General features: G+C 58.1%; 24 protein-coding genes. 11 read left to right on the plus strand and 13 right to left on the minus strand.

All coding sequences use genetic code 11. From position 1 onward, the window contains the following. Positions 1 to 109: 109 nt before the first annotated feature. Positions 110 to 1234 carry a beta-ketoacyl-ACP synthase III gene (locus KZZ06_RS08610; protein ID WP_219579623.1) on the minus strand — a complete coding sequence of 375 codons (1125 nt, stop codon included), beginning with the start codon at positions 1232 to 1234 and terminating at the stop codon, positions 110 to 112. A 155-nt stretch (positions 1235 to 1389) separates the two neighbouring features. Here KZZ06_RS08610 and KZZ06_RS08615 point away from each other — a divergent pair, with 155 nt between their 5' ends. Then, the gene (locus KZZ06_RS08615) at positions 1390 to 2100 is read left to right on the plus strand and encodes a hypothetical protein (RefSeq protein WP_219579624.1); all 711 of its coding nucleotides are present in this window, start codon (positions 1390 to 1392) and stop codon (positions 2098 to 2100) included. Between the two features lie 75 nt (positions 2101 to 2175). On the opposite strand, the gene carB is transcribed toward KZZ06_RS08615, so the two are convergent. Further along, complete coding sequence (gene carB, locus KZZ06_RS08620; RefSeq protein ID WP_219579625.1) at positions 2176 to 5508, minus strand: carbamoyl-phosphate synthase large subunit; 3333 nt, start codon at positions 5506 to 5508, stop codon at positions 2176 to 2178. Between the two features lie 188 nt (positions 5509 to 5696). Next, entirely contained in the window at positions 5697 to 6467 is a 771-nt protein-coding gene (locus tag KZZ06_RS08625; protein WP_219579626.1) for an alpha/beta fold hydrolase, read from the minus strand. A gap of 54 nt (positions 6468 to 6521) precedes the next feature. Here KZZ06_RS08625 and KZZ06_RS08630 point away from each other — a divergent pair, with 54 nt between their 5' ends. Beyond that, the gene (locus KZZ06_RS08630) at positions 6522 to 6896 is read left to right on the plus strand and encodes a hypothetical protein (protein WP_219579627.1); all 375 of its coding nucleotides are present in this window, start codon (positions 6522 to 6524) and stop codon (positions 6894 to 6896) included. Here KZZ06_RS08630 and KZZ06_RS08635 read toward each other — a convergent pair. Continuing rightward, positions 6887 to 7288 (minus strand): cupin domain-containing protein, encoded by a 402-nt coding sequence (locus KZZ06_RS08635; RefSeq protein WP_219579628.1) that lies wholly within the window; start codon positions 7286 to 7288, stop codon positions 6887 to 6889. The genes KZZ06_RS08630 and KZZ06_RS08635 overlap by 10 nt on opposite strands. A gap of 193 nt (positions 7289 to 7481) precedes the next feature. Then, positions 7482 to 8759 carry a serine hydroxymethyltransferase gene (gene glyA, locus KZZ06_RS08640; protein ID WP_219579629.1) on the minus strand — a complete coding sequence of 426 codons (1278 nt, stop codon included), beginning with the start codon at positions 8757 to 8759 and terminating at the stop codon, positions 7482 to 7484. A gap of 168 nt (positions 8760 to 8927) precedes the next feature. Between glyA and KZZ06_RS08645 the strand changes: the two genes are divergently transcribed. Together KZZ06_RS08645 and KZZ06_RS08650 are read left to right on the plus strand one after the other, a co-directional pair. Beyond that, a complete protein-coding gene (locus KZZ06_RS08645) occupies positions 8928 to 9683 on the plus strand; it encodes an NAD kinase (RefSeq protein ID WP_219579905.1) in 756 nt (251 codons plus the stop codon). A gap of 111 nt (positions 9684 to 9794) precedes the next feature. Continuing rightward, positions 9795 to 9995, plus strand: a complete 201-nt coding sequence (locus KZZ06_RS08650; protein WP_219579630.1) for a CsbD family protein — start codon at positions 9795 to 9797, stop codon at positions 9993 to 9995. A gap of 62 nt (positions 9996 to 10057) precedes the next feature. Here KZZ06_RS08650 and KZZ06_RS08655 read toward each other — a convergent pair whose 3' ends face one another. The 3 genes from KZZ06_RS08655 to KZZ06_RS08665 all read right to left on the minus strand — a co-directional run bounded on the left by KZZ06_RS08655 (position 10058) and on the right by KZZ06_RS08665 (position 13169). Continuing rightward, positions 10058 to 10300, minus strand: a complete 243-nt coding sequence (locus KZZ06_RS08655) for a peptidase (protein WP_219579631.1) — start codon at positions 10298 to 10300, stop codon at positions 10058 to 10060. A gap of 188 nt (positions 10301 to 10488) precedes the next feature. After that, on the minus strand, positions 10489 to 11145 hold the full coding sequence (locus tag KZZ06_RS08660; RefSeq protein WP_219579632.1) for an HAD family phosphatase: 657 nt from the start codon (positions 11143 to 11145) through the stop codon (positions 10489 to 10491). 131 nt (positions 11146 to 11276) lie between these two features. Continuing rightward, positions 11277 to 13169, minus strand: a complete 1893-nt coding sequence (locus tag KZZ06_RS08665; protein ID WP_219579633.1) for a propionyl-CoA synthetase — start codon at positions 13167 to 13169, stop codon at positions 11277 to 11279. Between the two features lie 274 nt (positions 13170 to 13443). On the opposite strand from KZZ06_RS08665, the gene KZZ06_RS08670 reads away from it, so the two are divergent. Further along, positions 13444 to 13572, plus strand: a complete 129-nt coding sequence (locus tag KZZ06_RS08670; protein ID WP_219579634.1) for a malic enzyme — start codon at positions 13444 to 13446, stop codon at positions 13570 to 13572. Positions 13573 to 13632: 60 nt separating this feature from the next. Here KZZ06_RS08670 and KZZ06_RS08675 read toward each other — a convergent pair whose 3' ends face one another. Then, positions 13633 to 15906 (minus strand): NADP-dependent malic enzyme, encoded by a 2274-nt coding sequence (locus KZZ06_RS08675; RefSeq protein WP_219579635.1) that lies wholly within the window; start codon positions 15904 to 15906, stop codon positions 13633 to 13635. A gap of 227 nt (positions 15907 to 16133) precedes the next feature. Here KZZ06_RS08675 and KZZ06_RS08680 point away from each other — a divergent pair, with 227 nt between their 5' ends. The 5 genes from KZZ06_RS08680 (at position 16134) to KZZ06_RS08700 (ending at position 21169) form a co-directional block, all read left to right on the plus strand. Then, positions 16134 to 16529 carry a cytidine deaminase gene (locus KZZ06_RS08680; protein WP_219579636.1) on the plus strand — a complete coding sequence of 132 codons (396 nt, stop codon included), beginning with the start codon at positions 16134 to 16136 and terminating at the stop codon, positions 16527 to 16529. 3 nt (positions 16530 to 16532) lie between these two features. Continuing rightward, positions 16533 to 17837 carry a thymidine phosphorylase gene (locus tag KZZ06_RS08685; RefSeq protein ID WP_219579637.1) on the plus strand — a complete coding sequence of 435 codons (1305 nt, stop codon included), beginning with the start codon at positions 16533 to 16535 and terminating at the stop codon, positions 17835 to 17837. Beyond that, positions 17837 to 19030, plus strand: coding sequence for a phosphopentomutase (locus KZZ06_RS08690; protein ID WP_219579638.1), 1194 nt, complete (start codon positions 17837 to 17839; stop codon positions 19028 to 19030). Before KZZ06_RS08685 ends, KZZ06_RS08690 begins: the two co-directional genes overlap by 1 nt. A gap of 146 nt (positions 19031 to 19176) precedes the next feature. Further along, positions 19177 to 19818 (plus strand): uracil phosphoribosyltransferase, encoded by a 642-nt coding sequence (gene upp / locus KZZ06_RS08695; protein ID WP_257884261.1) that lies wholly within the window; start codon positions 19177 to 19179, stop codon positions 19816 to 19818. A 91-nt stretch (positions 19819 to 19909) separates the two neighbouring features. Next, positions 19910 to 21169, plus strand: coding sequence for an SPOR domain-containing protein (locus KZZ06_RS08700; RefSeq protein ID WP_219579640.1), 1260 nt, complete (start codon positions 19910 to 19912; stop codon positions 21167 to 21169). A 3-nt stretch (positions 21170 to 21172) separates the two neighbouring features. On the opposite strand, the gene KZZ06_RS08705 is transcribed toward KZZ06_RS08700, so the two are convergent. Both KZZ06_RS08705 and KZZ06_RS08710 read right to left on the minus strand, forming a co-directional pair. Next, complete coding sequence (locus KZZ06_RS08705; protein ID WP_219579641.1) at positions 21173 to 21895, minus strand: SGNH/GDSL hydrolase family protein; 723 nt, start codon at positions 21893 to 21895, stop codon at positions 21173 to 21175. Positions 21896 to 21904: 9 nt separating this feature from the next. Continuing rightward, on the minus strand, positions 21905 to 22918 hold the full coding sequence (locus tag KZZ06_RS08710) for a hypothetical protein (protein ID WP_219579642.1): 1014 nt from the start codon (positions 22916 to 22918) through the stop codon (positions 21905 to 21907). 109 nt (positions 22919 to 23027) lie between these two features. Between KZZ06_RS08710 and KZZ06_RS08715 the strand changes: the two genes are divergently transcribed. After that, entirely contained in the window at positions 23028 to 23492 is a 465-nt protein-coding gene (locus KZZ06_RS08715) for a GNAT family N-acetyltransferase (RefSeq protein ID WP_219579643.1), read from the plus strand. 62 nt (positions 23493 to 23554) lie between these two features. Here KZZ06_RS08715 and KZZ06_RS08720 read toward each other — a convergent pair whose 3' ends face one another. Next, positions 23555 to 24061 carry a DUF992 domain-containing protein gene (locus KZZ06_RS08720; RefSeq protein ID WP_219579644.1) on the minus strand — a complete coding sequence of 169 codons (507 nt, stop codon included), beginning with the start codon at positions 24059 to 24061 and terminating at the stop codon, positions 23555 to 23557. A 218-nt stretch (positions 24062 to 24279) separates the two neighbouring features. Next, positions 24280 to 25902 (minus strand): AMP-binding protein, encoded by a 1623-nt coding sequence (locus KZZ06_RS08725; protein WP_219579645.1) that lies wholly within the window; start codon positions 25900 to 25902, stop codon positions 24280 to 24282. Positions 25903 to 25951 lie beyond the last annotated feature (49 nt).

Genomic DNA, 25951 nt, shown 5'->3' on the forward strand with positions numbered 1-25951 from the left:
AGCAGTCAGGTCGGGCGTTCAAGGTGGGGCCGGCGAATTGGTGACCTGTATGCAGACCGCTCAGGTTGCGACCGTCTGAAGTCAAGCCTGCGACCACTCGCACCGGCGTTTACTCGTGACGTTCCACCAGAACAGAACCCACGGAATACCCCGCCCCGAATGAACAGATCAGCCCGGTATCGCCCTCTTTCAGATCGCTGGAGTATTTCGAGAATGCGATGATGGACCCCGCAGACGAGGTGTTGGCATAGTCTTGCAAGATGTTTGGCTGTTCGCCCGGCTCCGGCACGCGGCCCAACACTTTGCGCCCGATGAAATCATTCATCGACTTGTTCGCCTGATGCAGCCAAAGCCGTTTCAGATCAGCGGCCTCAACGCCTTCTTCCGCCATATGGTTGGCGATATGATCGGCGACCAGTGGCAACACTTCTTTGAATACTTTACGGCCGTTTTGCATGAATTGCATGTCGCGACGATCCGCAACACCATCAGGGCGCGACCGGCGCAGAAAGCCGTTGTTGTTGCGAATGTTGTTTGAAAACTGCGTGGCACAACGCGTGGATTTGATTTCAAAATAGGGGCCGGTTGCGTCCTCTGCCCGTTCAATCAAAACGGCGGTTGCCACGTCACCAAAAATGAAATGGCAATCGCGGTCGCGCCATTCGATGTGGGCGGAGCAAATCTCGGGGTTGACGACCAGCGCCGACCGGATCGAACCGGACCGCACCATATCTGCGGCCACTTGAATGCCAAAAGTGGCTGACGAACAGGCCACATTCATGTCAAAGGCAAAGCCGTTAATTCCCAACAGATCCTGTATTTCAATCGCCACGGCGGGATAGGCGCGTTCAAGGTTCGATGCCGCGCAGATCACCGCATCTACATCCGCCGCCGTCTTGCCCGCATCTGCCAGCGCCTTTTGCGCCGCGTCCAAGGCCATTTCTGCCATCAGGCCGGGCTCATCATCCGACCGCTGACGCAGCAGCGGGTGCATTATGTGCGGGTTCAAAGGGCCGGTTTTGTCGATCACATACCGCTGTTCAATCCCCGACGCCTTGAAAATGAACTCTTCCGAGGAATGTTCCTTGGCGTCCACTGTGCCCGCCGCGATCTCGTCCGCGTGTTCGGCGTTGTAAAGATCGGCATAGGCGTTAAAGGCGACAACCAGCTCGGCGTTGGTGATAACCTGATCCGGCGTGAAAATTCCGCTGCCGGTAATGGCTGGTGTGAACATGATGAACCCTTTCTTGCAGACCACCGATAAAGCCTAAAACCAGCAGAAAGGTCAAGCTGAAGCGCCCTGCTTTGCATCCGCTTTCGTGATAAACGGTTGTCATGCCGGGGGCTTGATTGCACTGTCCTCCAAACCCTGCCCAGATCGGAGCCACCATGACCCTGCCGCCGCTTTTGCCCCTTGGCGAACTTGATCAGCTTGCCCAAGAAATGGGGACCGACAAGTCATCGCGCACCCATGACTATATGCGGCTCTACGAGTTTCTGTTTAAACCGTTCAAGGATCAGGAGTTCTGCTTTATGGAGCTGGGCGTCGGCCTGCCGCGCATCCAAGCGGCGTCTTTGCGGTCGTGGCGGCGGTTCTTTACCAAAGCGCTGATCGTCGGCGTGGATAACGACCGAAGGGTGCGCAAATTTTCAGGCGATGATTTCACGATCCGCATCGGTGACGCGTCAGACCCCGCGTTTCTGACCAAGATGTCAGAGACCTATAAACCCTCGATCGTGCTGGATGACGCCAGCCACAAATGGTCGCATCAGATCATCGCGTTCAAAACCATGTTCCCGCTGCTGCCCCCCGGCGGGCTATACGTGATCGAGGATATTTTCACGTCCTTCCCGATGCCGATCAAATATGACGTCTATGCGGATCACCCTGAATCCTGCTGGAGCTTCATCTCACGGCTACAGGCCGCTTTGGCCGGCTGCCAAACTGAATGGCCCGCACTAAGCGCCGAGGAATCCGAGCTGGTATCCTGGATCGACGCCGTGTTTCTAACGCGCCGCACGGTGATTTTCGTGAAGAGGGATGCGCAGCGCCCCGAGGAGGTGGAACGGGTGGCGGAGTTGAAGCGGCGACAGGGGTGATTTAAGCGCTCCGCCCGGAATCAAGCCGCAGTTGACCGTTGCATCGCCTTCCCGCAGGCAGGCGATGCCACTTAATTACCCCTGCAGTGACTTCACGCCAATCTCGTCTTCGGCCTGTGCTTTGATCGCCAGTGCCGCTGCATAAGAACCCGCAGCGGTGGTGAAGTACGGGATCTTGTCATACAGCGCGATGGAGCGGATGGATTTGCTGTCTTCGACCGCTTGCGCGCCTTCGGTGGTGTTCATCACCAGTTGGATCGCTTCGTCCTTCATCATGTCGGTGATGTCGGGGCGGCCTTCGTAGACTTTGTTGACGATCTGGCACGCGATATCATGGGATGTCAGCCAATCGGCGGTGCCACGGGTCGCGACGATGGTAAAGTCCTGCTCGAGCAGGATGCGCGCGGCGCTTAGCATGTCGTCGGTTTTGTCCATGTCCTTGATCGACAGGAAAGCGCAGCCGTTGCGGGGCAGCGGGTTGCCTGCGCCCATTTGCGCCTTGAGGAAGGCACGCGGGAAGTCGCGATCCCAGCCCATGACTTCGCCGGTAGAGCGCATTTCCGGCCCCAGCAGCGTGTCGACACCGGGGAAACGGGCGAAGGGCAGAACCGCCTCTTTGACCGAGAACCACGGCATGTTCGGGTCGGCCAGCGTCATCGGATCGCCAAGCGGCAGCACGTCGTCATAGGCGGCATCGGCATTGTAGGGCGCGCGCAGCGGGAAGTTCGACAGCGGTTCGCCCGCCATGATCCGCGCGGCGATGGACGCAATCGCGCTGTCCGTCGCTTTGGCCACGAAGGGCACGGTGCGCGAGGCACGGGGGTTGACCTCGATCAGGTAAATCTCGCCGTCTTTGATGGCGAACTGGATGTTCATCAGGCCGACGACGTTTAGCGCAAGGGCCAGCGCCTTGGTCTGTTTTTCGACTTCGGCAATGATCTCGCGCGAGAGCGAATAGGGGGGCAGCGAACAGGCGCTGTCGCCCGAATGCACGCCGGCCTCTTCGATGTGTTGCATGATGCCTGCGACGTGGACGTTTTTGCCGTCACACAGCGCATCAACGTCAAGCTCGACCGCGCCGGATAGGTAATTATCCAGCAACACCGGGCTTTTACCCGATACAACCACGGCCTCGCGAATATAGCGTTCAAGGCTGGCTTGATCGCGCACGATTTCCATCGCGCGGCCACCCAAGACGTAAGACGGGCGGATCACCAGCGGGAAACCGATGTCGGCTGCAATTTCCAGCGCCTCGGCGTCGGAATGGGCGATGCCGTTATGTGGCTGTTTCAGGCCCAGCTTTTTGACCAGATCGGCAAAGCGTTCGCGGTCTTCGGCAAGGTCGATCATGTCGGGCGTGGTGCCAAGGATCGGGATGCCCGCGTCTTGCAAGGCTTGTGCGATTTTCAGCGGAGTCTGGCCACCGAATTGGACGATCACACCGTGCAGCGTGCCGTTTTCCTGTTCGACGCGCATGATTTCCATGACATGTTCAAAGGTCAGCGGCTCGAAATACAAGCGGTCCGAGGTGTCATAGTCGGTCGACACGGTTTCGGGGTTACAGTTGACCATGATGGTCTCGTAACCCGCGTCGGTCAGCGCATAGCAGGCGTGACAGCAGCAATAGTCGAATTCGATGCCCTGGCCGATACGGTTCGGGCCACCGCCCAGAATCACGACCTTTTTGCGGTCGGACGGGCGCGCCTCGCATTCGACTTCGTCAAAGGCGGGGGATTCATAGGTGGAATACATATACGGGGTTTGCGCCTCAAACTCGGCGGCGCAGGTATCGATGCGTTTGAACACGGCCTTGACGCCAAGGTTCAGACGGGCGCGGCGCACATTGTCTTCGTCGCGGCCGGTCAGAATGCCAAGGCGTGCATCGGTAAAGCCCATCATTTTGAGCTGGCGCATGCCGGTTTCAGTCAGGGGCAGACCTTCTTGGCGCACGACTTCTTCGGCCTCGACGATCTCGCGGATACGGGCAAGGAACCACGGGTCGAACATGGTCACACCATGGATGTCGATGTCAGACATGCCGTGACGCATCGCTTGGGCGATGGTGCGCATGCGGTCAGGGGTTTGCTTGCTGATCGCTTTGATCAGGGCGGCCTGTTCGGGGGCACCGGGAATGTCGATTTCGTCAAAACCGGTCAGGCCGGATTCCATCGATGCCAGCGCCTTTTGCAGGGATTCGTGGATCGTGCGGCCGATCGCCATTGCCTCGCCCACGGATTTCATCGCGGTGGTCAGGTAGGGTTCGGAGCCTGGGAATTTTTCAAACGCGAATTTCGGGATCTTGGTGACGACATAGTCGATTGTCGGCTCGAAAGATGCAGGGGTCACGCCGGTGATGTCGTTATCAAGCTCGTCCAGCGTAAAGCCAACGGCCAGTTTCGCGGCGATCTTGGCAATCGGGAAACCCGTCGCCTTGGACGCCAGCGCCGAGGAACGCGACACGCGCGGGTTCATTTCGATCACGACCATGCGGCCATCGGCAGGGTTCACGGCCCATTGCACGTTTGATCCGCCGGTTTCCACGCCGATTTCGCGCAGGACGGCGATCGAGTGGTTGCGCATGATCTGGTATTCTTTGTCGGTCAACGTCAGCGCAGGGGCGACGGTGATCGAATCGCCCGTGTGTACGCCCATAGGGTCGATGTTTTCGATGGAACATACGATGATGGCGTTGTCCGCAGTGTCGCGCACGACCTCCATCTCGAATTCTTTCCAGCCCAGCAGGGACTCGTCGATCAGGATCTGGCCCATCGGGGACGCGTCCATGCCCGAGCGGCAGAAGAATTCATAATCGTCGCGGTTATAGGCAACACCACCACCAGTACCGCCCATGGTAAAGGCAGGGCGGATGATCGCGGGCAGGCCGACATAGTCAAGCGCCTCAAGCGCGATGGCCACACCTGCGGCGAGGTCTTTCTTGCCGGCAGCATTCTTGGGGGCGGTGACGATTGTGGCCTTGGGGTTTTCAATGCCCAAACGGTCCATCGCTTCGCGGAACAGCTGGCGATCTTCTGCCATTTCAATGGCTTCGCGCTTTGCCCCGATCATCTCGACGCCGTATTTTTCCAACACGCCCATTTCTTCGAGGGCGAGGGAGGTGTTCAGCCCGGTTTGGCCACCCATGGTGGGCAGCAGTGCGTCGGGGCGTTCTTTTTCGATGATTTTAGCGACGATTTCGGGGGTGATCGGTTCGATATATGTGGCGTCTGCCAGCCCCGGGTCGGTCATGATTGTCGCAGGGTTGGAGTTGACGAGGATGACGCGGTAGCCTTCCTCTTTCAGGGCCTTACAGGCCTGAGCGCCGGAATAGTCAAATTCGCAGGCCTGACCGATCACGATGGGCCCCGCACCAATGATCATAATCGATTTGATATCGGTTCTTTTTGGCATGGTTCAGGCCCCCGGATGTTTGCAAATTCTCCGCGTTATAGGCCTTGGGGGGAGAGGTGCAAGGGGGGATGGCCGCTATCTGGTCGGGTTTTGGTTTTGGGGATGGCGGATTGGGGCGCTGCCCCAAACCCCGGGATATTTAAGAGCCAGAGAAGAGGGGCCGTTTCGTGGCGCGGCTGCGGTTGTTTTTAAGGTTCGCCGTGATCGAGGAAGGCGCGCACCGATGCCTCGAACGCGCGGGGGTTTTCAGCATGCAGCCAATGACCCGCGCCGGGAATTTTTGCGAAATGGGCATTGGGGAACAGTGACTTGATCAGGGGCCGGTATTCAGGTTTCACATAATGCGACGCGGCACCTGACAAAAAGAAGGTCGGGCCGTTGAAGGGGCCGGTGACGGTTTCAGGCCAACCGACGATTTGAGGCATATCGGCCTCGAGCACATCAAGGTTCAGTTTCCACGCCTTGTTGGCCACGTCGAGGGATTGGGTGAAAAAGCTTTGCAATGCGGCTTCCACCCCGGCGGCGGCAAGTTGTTCTTGGGCGTCGGAGCGGCGGGTGAGCGTGGAAAGATCGACGCTGCGCATGGCGTCGATGAAGCCTTGTTGGTTGTGATCATAGGCGACGGGCGCGATGTCTGCGACGATCAGGCGGCGCACCAGTTCGGGGTGTTGAAGGGCCAGAACCATCGATGCCTTGCCACCCATCGAGTGCCCACAAACATCCATCGGTGCGCCGATGTGGCGAATAAGCTTAGCCAGATCGGCGGCCATGTCTGGATAGGTCTGCGTGTCTGCGCGCGGACTGTCGCCGTGGTTGCGCATATCAACGGTGATCACGCGGCGGGTGTCGGACAGCCGTTTGGCGATCACGCCCCAATTGCGGCCCGAACCGAACAGGCCGTGGACAATCAAAAGGGCGGCGGCATCTGTTGCGGTGCCATATTCTGAGAAACTGAGCATGGTGTGAGATTTACGGCCATTGCAGCGGATAGGCCAGAGTGTTTAGGATATAGAATGCTGAGTCAAAAAGACATTTATAAGAAAACCTACGCGGTGCGCCGTCAGTTGGACGAAAAACTGGGCGTGCGGGGCCGTGATCTGGGGCATGCGGTGCGTAAGGCCGGACGCCGGTTACCTGTTGCGATCCGTGCGCAGGCTGGCACCTTGGCTGAGGCTGAATTTTTCGCGGAAAACCCAAAGATGGCGCGGCGGTTGGACGGGCCTGCGATGCAAGCCGCGTTTGACAGCGTGATGGCGTATTTGCGGGGCATTGATGTGGCTGAGGCCCGCAAGGCTCGCATCCTTGGCATCGCGGGAAGTGTTGGGTTTAACCTGTTGTTCGTCGCGGTCGCGTTTATCGCTTTCCTGTGGTGGCGCGGCTACATTTGATCGGCATATTGCGCGTCGGTGACATGCTCTAGCCAGTCTACTGCTTTTCCGTCCAAGGCCTCTTGAATGGCGAGATGGGTCATTGCGCAGTCAGGCGCGGCCCCGTGCCAGTGTTTTTCGCCGGGGGCGAACCAGACGGTATCGCCGGGCCGCAAGGGTTTGATCGGCCCCCCTTGAGATTGGGCAAGACCAGCACCTGACAGCACCACAAGTGTTTGACCCAAGGGATGCGTGTGCCAAGCGGTGCGCGCGCCGGGCTCAAACGTCACGGTCGCTGCGCGGATGCGGGCAGGGTCGGGGGCCGAAACAACTGGATCAAGGCGCACGGTGCCGGTGAAATACTCTGGCGATCCCGCTTCGGAGGGGCGGGTGCCTGTGTGCTTGATGTCCATGTGAACCTCTTTGTAATGGAAATGAGTTTCTTAGAGGATCAGGGCAGATCGGGGTAATTACAAGGGGTATGATCTGTACCCCGGCAGCCGATGCGGCCGGGGTTGATTTTTGCGAGGGTGAAGGGGCGCTGCCCCCGCCCTGTCGGGCTTCCCCCGGGATTAAAACCATTTGGAAATGGACGGGGGAAGACGTTTAGAGGTTTGGGTAAATGGGGAAGCGGGCGCAGAGCGCTTCGACTTCGGCTTTTACCTTGGCTTCGACGTCTGCGTTGCCTTCGGCACCATTGGCGGCAAGGCCATCGACGACTTCGATAATCCAATCGGCGACCTGGCGGAATTCAGCCTCGCCAAAACCACGGGTTGTGGCGGCGGGGGAGCCAAGGCGAATGCCCGATGTGATCGTTGGCTTTTCCGGGTCGAAAGGCACACCGTTTTTGTTGCAGGTGATATGCGCGCGGCCAAGAGCCTTGTCCACTATATTACCTGTGACGCCTTTGGGGCGCAGATCGACCAGAACGACATGGGTGTCGGTGCCGTGGGTTACGGTGTCGAGCCCGCCTTTGATCAACTGATCGCTTAGCGCTTGGGCGTTTGCGATGACTTGTTTGATGTAGGTTTTGAATTCGGGCTGCAGGGCTTCGCCAAAGGCGACGGCTTTGGCCGCGATGACATGCATCAACGGGCCACCTTGGATGCCGGGGAAAATGGCGGAGTTGAATTTCTTTGCCAGCGCCTCGTCATTGGTGAGGATCATGCCACCGCGGGGCCCGCGCAGGGTTTTGTGGGTTGTTGTCGTGGCAACATGTGCGTGCGGGAAGGGCGAGGGGTGTTCGCCGGCTGCTACCAGACCTGCGAAATGGGCCATGTCCACGTGCAGATACGCGCCGACCATATCGGCGATCTCGCGCATGCGTTTGAAATCAATCTGGCGTGGGATGGCGGAGCCGCCGGCGATGATCATTTTGGGCTGGTGTTCTTTTGCGAGCGCTTCGACTTGATCGTAGTCGAGCAGGTTGTCCTGTTTGCGCACGCCGTATTGGATGGCGTTGAACCATTTGCCTGACTGGTTCGGCTTGGCACCATGTGTAAGGTGGCCACCTGCGTCGAGGCTCATCCCGAGGATCGTGTCGCCGGGCTGCAAGAGGGCCTGAAACACGCCTTGGTTTGCCTGCGAGCCGGAGTTTGGTTGCACGTTGGCAAAGCCGCAGCCAAAGAGTTCTTTTGCGCGGTCAATGGCCAGGTTTTCCGCGACATCGACGAATTCGCACCCGCCGTAATAGCGACGGCCCGGATAGCCTTCGGCGTATTTGTTGGTCATCACCGAGCCTTGCGCTTCCATTACGGCAGCAGAGACGATGTTTTCGGAGGCAATCAATTCGATTTCGCTGCGCTGGCGGCCCAGCTCGTCTGAAATGGAGCCGAAAATTGCGGGGTCTGCTTGCGACAAGGTCTTAGTGAAGAAACCGGACATTTGGTGTTCCTTTTGAAAGGGTATGAATTGCGCGTTGTCTATCTCAAACCGTTGGCGGCGTGAAGGTCGTATTCCGCCGGGCTGGGCGACATAAACGGCAAAGCTGGTAGAGCGGTGGATAATGTGGTTCTTTCGCGTCAGAATATCCCCGATTGGAAACTTGTGCCCATGAAAATCGCCTTTACCGCCAGCCGTGCCGACGTCGCCCAAGCCGCTTTGCAGGCGTTAGGTACGCAGTATGGCAATGTGCCCGCGTCCGAGGCCGAGGTGATTGTGGCGCTGGGTGGTGACGGTTTTATGTTGCAAACCTTGCATGATACGCAGTCGTTGAAGGTGCCGGTTTATGGGATGAACCGCGGCACCATCGGGTTTTTGATGAACGAATACGCCGAGGACACGCTGATCGAGCGGTTGGATGCAGCTGAGGAAGCCGTGATTAACCCGTTGGTCATGGTTGCGACCCATGCGGATGGCACCACGTCGATGGGATTGGCACTGAACGAGGTGGCGTTGCTGCGCGAGGGGCCGCAAGCCGCAAAGCTGCGGATCAGCGTTGACGGGCGCGTGCGCATGGAAGAGCTGGTCTGTGACGGCGCGCTTTTGGCAACGCCTGCCGGGTCGACGGCGTATAATTATTCAGCCCACGGGCCGATCTTGCCGATCGGGGCGGATGTGCTGGCGCTTACCGCTGTTGCAGCTTTCCGGCCTAGACGATGGCGCGGCGCGCTATTGCCGAAAACCGCGACGGTGCGTTTTGATGTGCTCGAGCCGGAAAAGCGGCCTGTGATGGCCGACGCCGATGGCATTTCCCATCGCCATGTCGTGTCGGTCGAGATCAGATCAGATCCGACGATTTCGCACAGCATCCTGTTTGATCCGGGCCACGGTCTGGAAGAGCGGCTGATCAGCGAGCAGTTCACCTGAGGCGACCCCATTTTGTAGGGAACAAAATCAGCGGCGGCACGTTTGATTAATGAGACGCAAGAGACACCCTGATGGTGTTTCAAGCGCCGCTAATCATGATGGAGAACCGCTATGAATTGGGATACAGTCAAAGGCAACTGGAAGCAGATGACCGGTAAAATCAAAGAAGAATGGGGCGATCTGACGGATGATGATCTGACCGAGGCCGCAGGCGAACGCGACCAACTGGTTGGTAAAATCCAAGCCAAATACGGCATCGCCAAAGAAGAAGCCGAAAAGCAAGTCGACAACTTTATGGCTAAGCACAAATAAGCTGATTTGATTGAAGCGGAAAAGCGGTCCTGCGGGGCCGCTTTTTTTATGCCACCCTGACGCTAGATCAGAAAATACCGCGCGATACCGTACACATAAAGCGCCGAGAACATGATATTGAGGTATTTCAGCTGTGGTTCGGTCCGCAGCCAGCCGCAGTACACCCATATCAGGCAAAACGGCAGGCTGAACAGCATCGCCGCCAATTGCCAACCTTGTACCAAACTGATTGTGCTGAAGATGCCCAGACCGACCGCAATCCATTTCAACTGCTGCTCAAAGGCCGCAAGTCGTAAAAGTATCATCGTAAAAGCTCTCTGGAAACCAGCGCCGTGAACCCGGCGATCTGATGCAGTTTTTGTAATCGAACGGGTTTAAGATCGCAATAACGGTTTTCTGGTGGCTGTGGGGGCAGGTCCTTGCAAAAATGCGCATAGGGGCTGTTACCGAAGTACCCTTGGGAAAAAGGGCTGCAATGAGCCTGCTTTATAGGTCACTCAACGAGCGACAATATAGCCTCCAGCCTATCGACAACCGTGTCCGCCCCAACGTCATACAAGCGTTGAGCGTGCCCGTCTGTGCAATGGGACCCGCCGGTAAAACCTATGCAGGTCATACCCGCAGACTTAGCGGCTGTGACACCTGCAACGCTATCTTCAACGACGATACAGCGCGATGGAGAAGTCTTCATCTTTCCTGCGGCATATAAGAAAATATCAGGGTGCGGCTTTCCCTTTTTAACCAACCTTGTTGAGAAGATATTCGGGTACATCAGCTCGTACATTTCGGTCTCGATTAGCCCTAGCGCCAGTTTCGCAGGTGCTGCTGATGATGCGATGCATTTGGCTGTTTTCAAAGAGGACAGAAGAGTTTTTGCACCGCTGATCGGTTGTAGTTCAGTTCTGTATTTCCCAATCACTTCTTTCTTTATCTCGGATCTAAAATCGGCGGGCAGGCTCTTTCCAATTTCAGCGGTAAGAGCCGCATCGACAGCCTCATTCGGCATGCCTGCAAAGCGCCTTGCGACCTCTTCTGTCGTGATTTCATATCCGAAACGGGTGTAAGCTTCGGCATCTGCACGACATGCTATCATCTCACTGTCGAGAAGCACCCCATCACAATCGAAAATCACGAGATCAAATTTAGTCATTTTTTGGCGTAGCCCCAGAGGAAGTTGAACCTAATGGGGCAGGGATAGTGCGTAAACTGAACGGCGGCAATGTCTGCACCGCCGCTCTTACTCCCCTAAGCGCACTGCTCCAAAAGCAAGGAGCCCATCCATCAGTCCTTTGCGTAGCCGATTGTCTGAAGCGCCGCTTTGATCTCGTCCAGAATGGCGGGGTCGTCGATGGTAGCGGGCAGTTTGAAGGGTTCCCCATCCGCGATTTTGACCATGGTGGCGCGCAGGATTTTGCCCGATCGCGTCTTGGGCAGGCGGTCCACAACGAGGGTCATCTTGTAGGCGGCCACCGGGCCGATCTGGTCGCGCACCATCTGAACGCATTCGGCGGCGATATCGCTGTGCGGGCGGTTCACGCCTTTGGACAGGCAAACGAAACCCATCGGCGCTTGGCCTTTTAGCGCGTCGCTGACACCGATCACGGCGCACTCGGCCACATCGGGGTGGGCGGCCAGGACTTCCTCCATCGCGCCGGTGGACAGGCGGTGACCCGCGACGTTGATCACGTCATCTGTGCGCGCCATGATATACAGATAGCCATCTTCGTCGATCATCCCCGCATCGCCGGTCTCGTAATATCCGGGATAGGTGGTCAGATAGCTTTTGCGGAACCGGTCTTCGGCGTTCCAAAGCGTCGGCAGGGTGCCGGGGGGCAGGGGCAGCTTGATCGCGATGGACCCAAGGGTGCCTGCGGGCTGCGGATGGCCTGCTTCGTCCAGAATTTGCACGTCATAGCCGGGCATCGGCACGGTGGGGGATCCGACCTTGACCGGCAGGGCCTCGAGCCCGGCGGGGTTGCCCGCGATGGTGAACCCGGTTTCGGTCTGCCACCAGTGATCGTAGACCGGCACGCCCAGTTTTTCCTGCGCCCAGACAACGGTGTCAGGGTCCGCACGTTCGCCGGCCAGATACAAACCGCGCAGACTGGAAATATCGTATTTGCCGATTTCTAAGCCGTCTGGATCTTCGCGTTTGACAGCACGAATGGCCGTTGGCGCGGTAAAGAAACTGCGCACGTTGTGTTCCTGGATGATCCGCCAAAAGGTGCCTGCATCGGGCGTGCCGACCGGCTTGCCCTCGAACACAATCGTTGTGTTGCCGTGGATCAACGGACCATAGCAGATATAGCTGTGCCCTACGACCCAGCCGACGTCGGACGCGGCCCAGAAGACATCGCCGGGATCGACGTTATAAATGTTTTTCATCGTCCAGTTCAGCGCCACCAGATGGCCGGCGGTGTGGCGTACCACGCCCTTGGGCGCGCCGGTGGTGCCAGACGTATACAGGATATAGGCGGGGTGGTTGCCGTCGACGGGAACGCAATCCGCGGGGGCAACGCCATCTTGGGCCGCGTGCCAATCCAGATCACGACCGGGGATCAGATCGCAGGGGGATTGGTCGCGTTGCAGGATCATGCAGAAATCAGGCTTGTGATCGGCCTGCTCGATAGCGCTGTCCAGCAGGGGCTTGTACTGAACGATACGGTTGGGTTCCAACCCGCAGGACGCGGCAAGGATCGCCTTGGGCGTGCAGTCATTGATCCGCACGGCCAGTTCGTGCGCTGCGAAACCACCAAAGACAACGGAATGCACCGCGCCGATCCGGGCGCAGGCCAGCATCGCCTCCAGCGCCTCGGGGACCATGGGCATATAGATGATGACGCGGTCGCCTTTGGTCACGCCATTGGCCTGCAACGCGCCTGCAACGGCGGCCACACGAGTTTGCAGTTCGGCGAATGTGATCTTGGTCTGGGTGCCGGTGATGGGGCTGTCGTGGATGATCGCCACCTGATCGGCGCGGCCGTTTTCAACATGGCGATCAACAGCGTTATAACAGCCGTTCACCTTGGCGTCGGCGAACCATTCATAAAGACCGTTGCCCTTGTCGAACATCGCTTGGGTTGGTGCCTGATCCCAGTCAATCGTTTTTGCTTGGTCCAGCCAATAGGCCTCTGGATTGTCCTGCCAGTTTTTATAGGTGTCCTGATATCCCATGTGCGGCTCCCTCCCGTGATCGCTTGGTCCTTTTGTTAGGGCACAGTTGCGGGGCAGGGCAAGGTTCTTGCTGGATTAGGCCGCCATTGTGAAAGAAAATTTACAGGCTTTGACAGGGCGGGGTTGAATGTCTTTACAAATAATCGCGATCTTCGATGTCGAAAACAGACGCATTTGTCGAATATGGACCAGCACTGGCCCCGGCGTTCAGCTAGCTTGATGGGTAGGGGTCGTATTCCACTGGCCCCCCGTCTTTAATCAAAGGTTTAGGACAATGGGTGACAAGATCGCCAACAAAAAGAAAAAGGCCAAAGCTGACGCGCGGCCTGCCAAACAGCCAATCGCAGCAATGGCTGATATCAAACCGATTTTTGCAGCCAAGGGTGGTAAATCTGCAAAATAAACCGGACTGATCGAGGATATGCACGCCGCCCCAAACCGGGCGGCGTTTGTCGTTTCAGGCTTAACCGTATTCGGTGACCGGGGTCCCTGCAATCGCGCCGACGTTCAGCAAACCGCGTGCGGTAATCGACGACGATACGATATGCGCGCGGTTGCCCATGCCCATCAGGATCGGCCCGACCTCTAGCCCGCCGCCCTTGATCTTGAGGATGTTACGCACGCCCGAGGCCGCATCTGCATGGGCAAAGACCAGCACATTCGCGGCCCCTTCCATCCGGTTGGACGGTAGTAGACGATTGCGCAATTCCGCATCAAGCGCGGTGTCGATGTTCATCTCGCCCTCATAGCAGAAATCGTGGCTGCCCTCGTCCAGCATGCGAATGGCGGCGCGCAAACGTTTGCCGCTGCCCTCGCCCTGATTGCCGAATTGGCTTTGCGAACAGAATGCGATTTTCGGTTCGATCCCGAAACGGCGCACGTGGCGGGCCGCACCAATCGCGATCTCGGCGATCTGTTCGGGGGTCGGATGCAGATGCACCTGCGTATCGGCGATAAACAGTGGCCCATCTTCGAGGATCATCAATGACAATGCGCCATGCGGCCGCCTGCCATCGCGGCCCAAGACCTGTTCGATATAGTTCATGTGCCAGCGGAATTCACCGAAAGTGCCACAGATCAGACTGTCCGCTTCCTCGCGGTAGACCATGACCGCGCCGATTGCGGTGGTGTTAGTGCGCATGATCGCGCGGGCAATATCGGGCGACACGCCACGGCGCGCCATGAGGTGGTGATAGGTCTCCCAATAATCGCGGTAGCGTGGGTCATTCTCGGGGTTCACCAGATCGACGGATTCGCCCAGCTTGATGGTCAGGCCGGCCTTTTCAATGCGCCGTTCGATGACTTCGGGGCGGCCAATCAGGATCGGGCGTTCGCTGGTTTCCTCGACCATGGCTTGGGCGGCACGCAATACACGCTCGTCCTCGCCTTCGGCAAAGACGATACGGCGCGGGGCGGCGCGCGCGGCCTCGAATACCGGGCGCATCAGAAGGGCGGATTTGAACACCGAGCTGTCCAACTTGTGGCGGTAGGCGTCCAGATCTTCGATCGGGCGGGTCGCCACGCCGGTCTCCATCGCGGCCTTGGCCACAGCCGAGGACACAACACCAATCAGGCGCGGGTCGAACGGTTTGGGGATCAGGTAATCCGCGCCAAATGTCAGCTGTTCGCCCTGATAGGCGGCGGCGGCCTCGGCAGAGGTGGTGGCACGCGCAAGGGCGGCAATGCCGTCAATACAGGCGATCTTCATCTCGTCGTTGATGGTGGTGGCCCCGACATCCAACGCACCGCGAAAGATGAACGGAAAGCACAGCACGTTATTGACCTGATTGGGGAAATCCGACCGGCCTGTTGCAATAATCGCATCGGGTGCCACGGCACGGACAAGGTCGGGCATGATTTCAGGGGTCGGGTTTGCGAGGGCAAAGACAATCGGCCGGGGGGCCATTTTCTGAACCAGTTCAGGGGTCAGGACACCGGGACCGGACAGACCAAGAAACAGATCAGCCCCGTCAATGACATCGGCCAAATGCCGCAGATCGGATTTTTGCGCATATTCGGTTTTGATCGGGTTCATGTCGATTTCGCGGCCTTCATAGACCAGACCGTGAATGTCGCAAAGCCAGACGTTTTCACGTTTAACGCCCAATTTCAGCAACATGTTGAGGCACGCAATACCCGCCGCCCCGCCACCGGTTGAAACGATTTTGATGTCTTCGAATTTCTTTTTGGCCACAAAAAGCGCGTTCTTGACGGCGGCACCTACGACGATGGCTGTGCCGTGCTGGTCGTCATGAAAGACAGGAATGTTCATCCGCTCGCGGCAGATTCTCTCGACCGTAAAGCAATCAGGGGCTTTGATGTCTTCGAGGTTAATGGCCCCAAAAGTGGGTTCCAGCGCGCAGACCAGTTCAGCCAGTTTTTCAGGATCGTTTTCGTTCAGTTCGATGTCAAAGCAGTCGATGTTGGCGAATTTCTTGAACAGGACGGCTTTGCCCTCCATCACCGGTTTGGAGGCCAACGCACCGATGTTGCCCAAGCCTAAAACGGCCGTACCATTGGTGACCACGCCGACCAGATTGGCGCGGGTAGTATAGAGCGCGGCCGTTGACGGGTCTGATTTGATCTCGAGGCAGGCCTCGGCGACGCCGGGCGAATAGGCACGGGCCAGATCACGACCATTGGCCAACGGCTTGGTCGCGCGGATTTCCAGCTTTCCGGGTTTTGGAAAGGCGTGATAATCAAGCGCAGCTTGGCGCAGGTTGGGCGCATCGGTCATAATTTTAGGTCCTTTTGGCGAATGGTTTAGCGTTAAACTATATTTTGGCCCGCGCCAACATGGCATTTGACGTGGCGTCGAAAAGCGACGGTGTTGGGGGCCAGCCCCCATCGCGGCAAGCCGCTCATCCCCCGGAGTTTTTCGGCAAAATGAACGGTAAAGGTTTTTATTCTTTTGCCATCGCAACTTTGAGCAAAGCTTTTTATACTTTCGTGAACGGAGGCCCAATGACACAAGATTTAAGAGACAAAGCCAGCGCGGTTCAGGCCAATGCCTATGCGCCCTATTCAAATTTCAAAGTGGGGGCGGCGCTGCGGGGGCTTTCTGGTGCGCTTTATGTGGGCTGCAACGTTGAGAATGTGGCCTATCCGGAGGGCACTTGTGCCGAGGCTGGTGCCATCGCGGCGATGGTGGCAGCAGGCGAAACAGAGTTTACCGAAGCCTATGTTATTGCGGGTAGCCCGATGCCAATCACCCCTTGCGGGGGCTGTCGGCAGAAGCTGGCTGAATTTGGTAAAGGCGATGCGCGGGTCACCATGGCCACGCTTTCGGGTGTTGAAGAAGTCATGCCGCTGGCCGAGCTGTTGCCGGGGGCATTTGGCCGTGCCCATATGGAAACCTAGCACATGGATGCGCGTGTTATTCTCGGCAAGCTGCGGCATCGGCAGTCACCCAACCGTGACGAGCTGGTTTGGTTTGCCAAAGCCTTGGCCGATGGGCGCGTCAGCGATGCGCAGGCCGGGGCCTTTGCGATGGGGGTCTGTCAGGTCGGCCTAAGCGACGCGGGCCGCGTGGCGCTGACCCTTGCGATGCGCGACAGTGGGCAGGTTCTGACATGGAATTTGAACGGGCCGGTTCTGGATAAGCATTCGACCGGCGGTGTGGGCGATTGTGTCAGCCTTATCCTTGCGCCGGCTTTGGCAGCCTGCGGTGCCTATGTTCCGATGATTTCCGGACGTGGTCTGGGCCATACGGGCGGCACGCTGGACAAGATGGAGGCCATTCCGGGCGTTTCGACGCAAATGGATGAGGCGCAGTTGCGACGGGTCGTTGGCAAGATCGGCTGTGCGATTGTCGGGGCCACAGGCGATATCGCGCCTGCGGACAAACGACTATACGCGGTGCGCGATGTGACATCGACTGTTGATAGCATGGATCTGATCACGGCATCGATCCTATCGAAAAAGCTGGCCGCAGGTTTGCAAGGGCTGGTGCTGGATGTCAAAGTTGGCAGTGGCGCGTTCATGAAAGATCTTGAGCAGGCGCAGATGTTGGCCGGTGCCTTGGCCAAAACCGCCAATGCCAGCGGTTGCAAGACGACAGCAATCATTAGCGATATGAGCCAGCCCTTGGTACCCAGCCTTGGCAATGCGCTTGAGGTGGCTGAGGTGATGCGGGTGCTGACGGGGCAAACCGAAGGTCCGATTGTATCGGTTTGTGCTGCTCTGGGTGGGGTTTTGTTGGCCAATGCGGGCCTTGCCGCAGATGTGCAGCAGGGGGCGGATGCGATTTGCAGCGCCATCCGCGACGGACGTGCGGCGGAGCGGTTTGGCATGATGATCGCGGAAATGGGCGGGCCTTTGCAATTTGTGGAGAATTGGAACCGCTTTTTGCCTGAGGCCACAATCATAGGCGAAATCCCTGCGCCCGAGGCTGGTTATGTCTCGGCTATTGATGGCGAGGCGTTGGGCATGGCTGTGGTGGCGCTTGGCGGCGGGCGCATGTTGGAAACCGACCAGATAAACACAGCCGTAGGGTTGTCGGAAGTCGTGCGGCTGGGCGTAAAGGTCGCCAAGGGCGATCCCTTGGCCGTCATTCACGCGGTCCGGTCAGAGGATGCCGAAAGAGCCGCAAGAGCCGTGCGCAGTGCGATTACACTGACGACGAAACCTGTTAAATCACCGGATCTTATTCTTGAGCGGGTGGGCTGATGGCACGTGCATTTTTGGTGGTCATGGATTCGGTCGGCATTGGGGGCGCACCTGATGCTGATGCATTTTTCAACGGCTCGGTGCCGGATACCGGTTCAAACACCGTCGGACATATCGCACAGGCCTGTGCCGAAGGGCGCGCGGAAGAGGGGCGTTCTGGTCCGTTGAACCTGCCCAATCTGGTGTCGATGGGCTTGGGCGCTGCGACCAAACTGTCCAGCGGGCTTGAGGTGGCGAGTTTGGCGGGCGAAGTTACCGGAACGTGGGGTGCCGCGACAGAGCTGTCACGTGGCAAGGATACGCCGTCGGGCCATTGGGAGCTTGCCGGGTTGGTTGTGCCTTGGGAATGGCATTACTTTGCAGATGTCAGAAATTCGTTTCCACCTGAGCTGTTGGCACAATTGGCGGAGCTGGCCGGCGTAGACGGGATATTGGGCAATTGTCATGCCCCCGGCACGGCTATCATCGAGGAATTCGGTGCCGAGCATATCGCGACGGGCTATCCGATTTGCTATACATCGGCTGACAGCGTTTTGCAGATTGCAGCACATGAGGTGCATTTCGGGCTGGACCGGCTGATCGAGCTATGCGCCAAGATCGCGCCGATTGCGCATGAGATGAAAGTCGGGCGTGTGATCGCGCGCCCCTTTGTTGGGGACGCCGAGGCCGGGTTTACGCGCACGGCAAATCGCCGGGACTTTGCCATCGAACTGCCCGCGCCTGTGCTGAGCAATTGGGTTCAGGATGCCGGGCGGCGTGTCTATGCAGTTGGCAAGATCGGCGATATTTTTTCGATGTCGGGTTTTGACGAGTTGCGCAAAGGGCCGGATGAAACCTTGATGCGACATCTGGATGATTTGGTTGAGACCGCCGAGGACGGCAGTCTGACATTTGCCAATTTTGTCGAGTTTGACAGCATTTATGGGCACAGGCGCGATGTGTCTGGATATGCACGCGCGCTGGAATGGTTTGACGCCGAGATCGGCAAAATCATGTCGAAGCTACGCGATGGGGACATTCTGGTGCTGACGGCAGATCATGGAAATGATCCGACCTGGGTAGGAACCGATCACACCAGAGAGCGCGCGCCGGTCTTGGTGCAGGGGTTTGGTCAGGGAAGTTTGGGGTTGATCGGGTTCAAGGATGTGGCGACGTTGGTTGCTGAACATTTGGGCGTGGTTGTTCCAAAATAGCGGTGACGGGGGCCAGCCCCCATCGTGGCAAGCCACGATTCCCCCGGAGTTTATTTGGCAAAATGAACCCAGACGGGGCGCGCTATGGTTGCGGGCCATGGCATTTCAAGGCAAGAGTCGAGCCAAGCAAAATGGAGAGCGCAGCTATGCCCGATACATCTGAACATCTCACCGTGGTGAACCATCCGCTGGTGCAGCACAAGCTGACCATCATGCGTGACAAGGAAACGCCGACGGCCGTTTTTCGGCAATTGCTGCGCGAAATCAGCCAGCTTTTGGCTTATGAGGTGACGCGCGGGTTGCCGATGACCACAAAGCGGATCGAGACACCGATGCAGCCGATGGATGCACCTACGCTGGATGGCAAGAAGCTGGCGCTGATATCGATCCTGCGGGCGGGCAATGGTTTGTTGGATGGCGTTCTTGAGCTGATCCCGTCCGCGCGTGTTGGGTTTGTCGGCCTGTACCGCGATGAAGAGACGCTGAAGCCGGTCAAATACTATTTCAAGGTGCCTGAAGGCATGGACGATCGTTTGGTAATTGCAGTGGACCCGATGTTGGCCACGGGCAATTCATCTGTCGCGGCAATCGATATGTTGAAAGAGGCTGGTGCCACCAATATCCGGTTCTTGTGTTTGTTGGCAGCACCCGAAGGCATCAAGCGCATGCAAGAAGCACATCCCGATGTGCCTATCGTGACGGCTGCTGTGGATGAAAAGCTGAACGAGTTGGGCTATATCGTCCCTGGTTTGGGTGACGCGGGAGACCGGATGTTTGGCACGAAATAATGACGCAAATGTGCTGAGCCTGTTATAGGAAGCTTTACTCTGACTAGGGGATGACGCATTATTTAGACTATATGTTGTGTTGGGGGCGCAGATGAAGTTTTTGAATATTGTCGCAATCGCTGTCGTTTTTGGGGCTGCCAGCATCGGAGCGGGGCAGGCCCAATCGTTTGAGGAACAACCGAAAGAGTTCCCGCCCGCGTCCTATAAGGGTAAGCAATATGTCGACAGCGCTGGCTGTGTTTTCATTCGGGCAGGCATTGATGGAAATGTGACTTGGGTGCCGCGTGTGACGCGCAAGCGTGCTGGCGTCTGTGGCTTTAAACCGACGAATGTCGGCACTGCGCTGGCATTCCCCGCACCGCAAGCGAATGCACCGGTGCAGATTACGCTAAATGATGCACCAGCGCAGACCGCGCCCGCGGCTGTGAAACCGCGCCCTGTTCCCCAAATCCGCCGCACGCCGCCTGTTGTTCGCCAGACGGCACCAGCGGTGGTGCGCCAAACAGCCCCACGTCCGGTTGTCGCCGCGTCCGTTGCCCCGCAAGGGCGTCGTAGTGTCTGTCCGGAACGGTCCGCTCTTGCGCAAAGCTATATGGGGCGGTCGGGGCTGGCGGAACGGTGTGGCCCGCAGACCGAGCCGATTGCACAAGTCGCGCGCCGTGCGACATCGCACCGCAAAATCCCGGCTGGTACTGTCGCCGTTACCCCAACCACCCGCATTGTTCCCAAGCATGTCGCGGTCAACCGCATCAACACCTACAACACCGTGCAGGTCCCGAAAGGCTACAAGCCGGTTTGGGAAGATGATCGCTTGAACCCGAAACGGGCCGAGCAAAACCTGGCTGGTCGGGCGCAGATGCTTTTGATGTGGACCAACACTGTCCCGCGTCGTTTGATCAACCAAACGACAGGGCAGGACGTGACGGCGCGCATGCCGTTGATTTACCCGTATACATCGATTGATCAGCAGAGCCGCGAAATGGGTCACGTAACGCTGTCCACGCGGGGCGGGCAGGTGGTCAAGCGGGTCGTGCGAAACCGTGGTGCGGCACCTGCCGTGCGCACGTCAACCTATTCCAGCCGTTCCGCGGCCGAGCCTGATACCGCATCTGCGCAAATCCGTAATGGTGGCAGCACCTATGTGCAGGTGGGGGTCTTTCAAGACGCAGCCAATGCACAGCGGGCGGCCAAACGTATTGCCGGCATGGGCATGGGCGCGCGGATCGGCAAATCGACACGCGGTGGCAAGATCTATCTATCTGTTCAGGCGGGTCCGTTTGCCAAGGCGTCAGCACCCCACGCATTGGGCAAGTTGCGCGGCGGTGGATATCAGGACGCCTATATTCGCTAGGGCTTAGTGCCGGTTTGAAACAGGTGGCCAGTCGGTGTTGATCCGGCTGGCTATTTCTTTTCCCCAAAGCGCATAGATTCCGGGACCGGGATGAAAGCCGTCGGCCGCCATTTGCGTGGGGTCCAACGGCACGTCAAATGGCATGTGGTGCCAGTGTTTTCTGGTGCCCAGCGATGTGGCCAATGCCTGATCAAACCGCGCGGCTTGCCTGCCCAATGTCCAGCGCAGCGGGTATGGCAGGATCGGGAAAAGACCCAGCGGCGGCACGCCCGACATATAGACCAGTCGTGGCGCAAAAAGCTGTTCAATGCGCGCGTGCAATGCGTGTTGCCGTCGTTGCCAAACCCCAAAGGGAACAGCATGGGTGACGTCATTCACACCCAGGGCCGTCACCACAATATCGACGGGCGATGGGGCAAGCCCTTCGAGGTGCTTAAGCGTACTGGCAGTCGTCGCGCCGGTCTTTGCGATCAAACGCCAGTTGAGGCTGAAATCCTGCGACAGCTGTTGCGACAATTGACCTGCAAGCGCTTGATCTTGATGCGTGACGCCAACGCCAGCCGCAGATGAATCGCCCAGTATTAACACCGACAATGCGGGGCCAGTGCCGATTATGCCTTCTCGGGGGCCGCTTGCCTCGGGCAGTTTTAGAGCGCGGGCGCGCACGCAGGCACCTTGTATCAGCAACACAGGTGACAGGGCGAGGCGCAGGCCGATATCCAGCATATGCTTTCCCTAGCCGCCGCAGATGTTTTGCAGGCGCAGCCAATCGGAATCGTTGATCAGCGGGTCGGTATCTTGGCCCGCCATTGGATCGCCCTCAATCAGGGCCAGTGTCGTTTCACCAGTGATATCAAGCGCTTCTGCATAGGGGGTGCTGTGCAGCCGTTCGTCATTGAACCGTGCCAGGAGTTGGCCCACCGGTGCTGGCGTGTCCTGCGCCGCCATCAGCGTTTCGGCATAGTCTTTGAGAGCGGGTTCGGAAATCTCGCCGGTGGTAAGCAGGCGGAAATTTTCGCGCAGGCTGAGGTCGGCCAACATGTCGCGCAGCGGGTCGCTTTGCGCGCGTTTGACTACTTCGGACAGGATGAAACCGGCGGCAACATCGGGGGATTCATAGTCTTCAAAGATGGTTTTGTTCAGCACGATCAGTCCGCCGGGCAGGTGGATGCTGTCGCGGGTCATGGCGGGCAACACGGTCAACGGCCCCGCTGACAGGCGCGTGCCAAGCTTGACCAGGGCGGCGCGACCGCGCGGGTTGGTGCAGGCCACGCCGGACACCCGTTCGATCTGGCGCAGCAATGCGATCCCGATCGAGGCGCGTTTCACCTTTGGCACGACTTTTAGCGTGTGATCCTGCATGGCACCGGGCAGCCAGAACAGCGCCAAGGCGACCACCGTAAAGATGGACCCCAGGACACCGATCAGGCGCAAACGCCCCGGATGCGGGCGGTTGCGTTCGACTGCGCGGCGCAGGGTTTCGATGGCATCGATCATCTCGCTGTGGGTGTCTGCGATCTCGAGCGTTTCGGCGGGGTCGCCGTCGGGGTGAAATATCGCAGGACGTATGCCGGGGTTTGCACGGGCCACCGCGGCAAGCGACCAATGCGCTATCGCTTGGTCCTTCATGTCCGAAATCACCAGCGTCGCGTCCCCGATTGACACGATGACCTCGCGACGTTGATCTTTGGGGTCGGCACGCCAAAGGCCCGTCGCTTCGATGCGCGCGTATTTCGTGAGGGCCGTCATGAGCTGTAATATACTGCCTAGTTATTTTGCCGTACTTTAGCACCTGATAAGACTTGATCAATGGGCCAGCACCAGCCAGCGTGGTCCAAACGTGCAGGAGAACAGATTAATGGATGTAAAACCCGCAGTATCTGACGACATCCCCGCGATTGCGGCGTTGTGGCGTCACGGGTGGATGCAGGGGCATGGTGCGGCCGCACCGCAATCACTGACCAAGCAGCGCACAGCGGACGAGTTTTTGACAAGAACCACGGCGCATTTGAAGCAGACGCAGGTCGCTTGGATTGACGGCCAGATGGCCGGGTTCTTTATGCTTGAGGGTGACGAGCTTTATCAGTTTTACGTCGCGCCGGATTTCCAAGGATCAGGCACCGCGCGCGACCTGATGGCCAATGCGGAGGCCGCATTGGGTGACGGGTTGAAATGGCTTGCCTGTTTGGTTGGCAATGACCGCGCGGCACGTTTCTATGAAAAATCCGGCTGGGTTCTGGCTGCGACGGTTCCCTACGAGGTGGAAACCGAAGACGGGCCACATACCATCAATGCATGGCGGTATGAAAAGCGTCTGGGGTAGGTGCACGAGAACGAAAAAGGGCGGCACATCGCCGCCCTCTATTCGTAAAATTTGCGCGGGGTTTAGCCGCCGACGCGGGTCAGGTTGATCTCGCCCACACCTACAGCAAGGTTGATGCCGTTTTGGGTGTTCACGCTTACCGGCTGCAGCGCCAGCGTGTTTTCAGAACCACCGGTCATCACGTTCGCGCCAAGGCCTACACCAAATGTCGCTTCGGCAGATACACCCTTGTAAGAGCCGTTCAACCCGCCTTCGCTATATTCGGACTCGGTTGGAGCCAGAACAAGCCATGACATCTGGCCGTTTTGCGTCTCGCCGATATCCAGACCCCAGCGGTTGATTTCGCCGACATATTTTTCGTCTGCTTGACCATCTTCGACGGGGTTAAAGATACAGGTCAGTTCGCGGCTCGAGCCAACGATGAAACCGCTGCCGTCGCCTACATCACAGCTAAGCGATCCGACCTCTGTATGATCCACTGTTTCGTTATCGGCTGCCAGGGCCGCGCCGCCAAACATCGTGCCAACCAACATTGCGGTGCTTAGGGTAAGTTTCGAAATCCGTGTCATCTTGTTCGCTTTCTGTCACTCGTTAAAAGTGTCTGTTACTGAATTATCAGGCAGTGAGCTGTCGTCCGCCAGCGCCCTTCGTCACGGGGAGATAACCAGCGCAGTCGACGTTTGTTCCAAGGAATTTGCTGAATGCTACGCGAGGGTACGCAAGTCTACGGGAACGGCGGGCAGTTGTGGCCCGCCGAGCAGCGTAATTTTGGTGGGGTGATCAGACGCTAAAGCGTGGCAGCTTTCTTGCGCAGTTCGAATTTCTGGATTTTGCCGGTCGAAGTTTTTGGCAGCTCTTGAAACACGACCTTTTTGGGGGTTTTGAAACCGGCCAAGGTTTCGCGGGCAAAGGCGATCATCGCGACTTCGTCCCCTATCTGGCCGGGTTTTAGTTCCACAAAGGCGCAAGGCACCTCGCCCCATTTATCATCGGGCTTGGCGACAACAGCGGCAAGGTTCACATCCGGGTGCCCCATCAGCACACCTTCGATCTCGACCGAGGAGATGTTTTCACCGCCCGAGATGATGATATCCTTGGCGCGGTCGGCGATCTGCATATAGCCGTTGGGATGCTGCACGGCCAAATCGCCCGAATGGAAATACCCCCCTTCAAACGCTTCTTTTGTGGCTTCGGGATTTTTGAAATACCCTTTCATCACCGAATTCCCGCGGATCATGATCTCGCCTTGGGTGGCCCCGTCCTTGGTGACTTGGGTCATGTCGGGGTTCAATACGGTGATGTCTTCCATCATCGGCATTGGCACGCCTTGGCGGGCCTTTACGGCGGCGCGATCTTCGCCTTGCAACGCGTCCCAATCAGCACTCCATAGGCATTCGGTGACATGGCCATAGGTTTCGGTCAGGCCGTAAACCTGGGTGACGTTGAACCCCAATGCCTCGATCTTGGAAAGGGTCGCGGGGGCGGGGGGCGCACCTGCGGTAAAGACTTCGACAACGTGGTCAAAGGCGCGGCGTTCGGCGTCGGGCGCGTTGACCATCATGTTCAACACAATCGGTGCACCACCGAAATGGGTCACGCCTTCGCCCGCGATGGCGTCGTAGATGGCGCTGGCAGTGATGTCGCGGCAGCAGACCAAGGTGCCGCCCAGCAGGGGCATCATCCACGCATGGTTCCAGCCGTTGCAATGAAACAGCGGCACGATCTGCATAAAGACCGGACGCATCACCATACGCCAGCTGACAACGGTGCCCATGGTCATCAGATAGGCACCGCGGTGATGGTAAACGACGCCCTTGGGCCGGCCTGTGGTGCCAGACGTATAGTTCAAGGCAAGGCTTTCCCATTCGTCTTGGGGCATGACCCACGTATAGGCTGGATCACCCTTCGCCAGCAGATCATCATAGGTCGGGTAGCGTCCGGTTGCCGGGAACCCAGCTTGCGCATCGGGAACTTCGATCAGGGTCGGCGGGGTGTCCAGCGTGGCACAGGCGGCTTCCGCCAGCTCAACGAACTGGGTATCGACCAGCGCGACCTTGGCTTCGCCATGATCAAGGATATAGGCGACGGTATCGACGTCCAAACGGGTGTTAATGGTGTTCAACACGGCACCACATGCGGGCACGCCGAAATGCGCCTCGGCTTGGGCGGGGATATTGGGCAAAATGGTTGATACCACGTCGCTGGGCATCACGCCCATATCCGCCAGCGCCGATGCCAAGCGGCTGCATCGGGCATGATATTGGGCATAGGTCGTGCGGTGCGCGCCATAGGAAACGGCCAGAACATCGGGAAACACATGGGCCGCGCGTTGCAGGTGCGACAGCGGGCTAAGCGGCACATAGTTGGCGCGGCACTTTTCCAATCCGTCTTCGTTTGTCATCCAACCCATGATGTATCCTTCGGCGTTGCGCGGTTTTTCTGCTTGAGTATTGCGCCAG

The organism is Sulfitobacter sp. CW3 (assembly GCF_019392245.1).
In the GTDB taxonomy this organism is placed as follows: Bacteria; Pseudomonadota; Alphaproteobacteria; order Rhodobacterales; family Rhodobacteraceae; genus Sulfitobacter.

Coding starts and splice junctions, on each gene's coding strand:
- KZZ06_RS08610 (WP_219579623.1), bottom strand. CDS start 1,234: ATGTTCACACCAGCCATTACCGGCAGCGGAATTTTCACGCCGGATCAG.
- KZZ06_RS08615 (WP_219579624.1), top strand. CDS start 1,390: ATGACCCTGCCGCCGCTTTTGCCCCTTGGCGAACTTGATCAGCTTGCC.
- carB (WP_219579625.1), bottom strand. CDS start 5,508: ATGCCAAAAAGAACCGATATCAAATCGATTATGATCATTGGTGCGGGG.
- KZZ06_RS08625 (WP_219579626.1), bottom strand. CDS start 6,467: ATGCTCAGTTTCTCAGAATATGGCACCGCAACAGATGCCGCCGCCCTT.
- KZZ06_RS08630 (WP_219579627.1), top strand. CDS start 6,522: ATGCTGAGTCAAAAAGACATTTATAAGAAAACCTACGCGGTGCGCCGT.
- KZZ06_RS08635 (WP_219579628.1), bottom strand. CDS start 7,288: ATGGACATCAAGCACACAGGCACCCGCCCCTCCGAAGCGGGATCGCCA.
- glyA (WP_219579629.1), bottom strand. CDS start 8,759: ATGTCCGGTTTCTTCACTAAGACCTTGTCGCAAGCAGACCCCGCAATT.
- KZZ06_RS08645 (WP_219579905.1), top strand. CDS start 8,928: ATGAAAATCGCCTTTACCGCCAGCCGTGCCGACGTCGCCCAAGCCGCT.
- KZZ06_RS08650 (WP_219579630.1), top strand. CDS start 9,795: ATGAATTGGGATACAGTCAAAGGCAACTGGAAGCAGATGACCGGTAAA.
- KZZ06_RS08655 (WP_219579631.1), bottom strand. CDS start 10,300: ATGATACTTTTACGACTTGCGGCCTTTGAGCAGCAGTTGAAATGGATT.
- KZZ06_RS08660 (WP_219579632.1), bottom strand. CDS start 11,145: ATGACTAAATTTGATCTCGTGATTTTCGATTGTGATGGGGTGCTTCTC.
- KZZ06_RS08665 (WP_219579633.1), bottom strand. CDS start 13,169: ATGGGATATCAGGACACCTATAAAAACTGGCAGGACAATCCAGAGGCC.
- KZZ06_RS08670 (WP_219579634.1), top strand. CDS start 13,444: ATGGGTGACAAGATCGCCAACAAAAAGAAAAAGGCCAAAGCTGACGCG.
- KZZ06_RS08675 (WP_219579635.1), bottom strand. CDS start 15,906: ATGACCGATGCGCCCAACCTGCGCCAAGCTGCGCTTGATTATCACGCC.
- KZZ06_RS08680 (WP_219579636.1), top strand. CDS start 16,134: ATGACACAAGATTTAAGAGACAAAGCCAGCGCGGTTCAGGCCAATGCC.
- KZZ06_RS08685 (WP_219579637.1), top strand. CDS start 16,533: ATGGATGCGCGTGTTATTCTCGGCAAGCTGCGGCATCGGCAGTCACCC.
- KZZ06_RS08690 (WP_219579638.1), top strand. CDS start 17,837: ATGGCACGTGCATTTTTGGTGGTCATGGATTCGGTCGGCATTGGGGGC.
- upp (WP_257884261.1), top strand. CDS start 19,177: ATGCCCGATACATCTGAACATCTCACCGTGGTGAACCATCCGCTGGTG.
- KZZ06_RS08700 (WP_219579640.1), top strand. CDS start 19,910: ATGAAGTTTTTGAATATTGTCGCAATCGCTGTCGTTTTTGGGGCTGCC.
- KZZ06_RS08705 (WP_219579641.1), bottom strand. CDS start 21,895: ATGCTGGATATCGGCCTGCGCCTCGCCCTGTCACCTGTGTTGCTGATA.
- KZZ06_RS08710 (WP_219579642.1), bottom strand. CDS start 22,918: ATGACGGCCCTCACGAAATACGCGCGCATCGAAGCGACGGGCCTTTGG.
- KZZ06_RS08715 (WP_219579643.1), top strand. CDS start 23,028: ATGGATGTAAAACCCGCAGTATCTGACGACATCCCCGCGATTGCGGCG.
- KZZ06_RS08720 (WP_219579644.1), bottom strand. CDS start 24,061: ATGACACGGATTTCGAAACTTACCCTAAGCACCGCAATGTTGGTTGGC.
- KZZ06_RS08725 (WP_219579645.1), bottom strand. CDS start 25,902: ATGGGTTGGATGACAAACGAAGACGGATTGGAAAAGTGCCGCGCCAAC.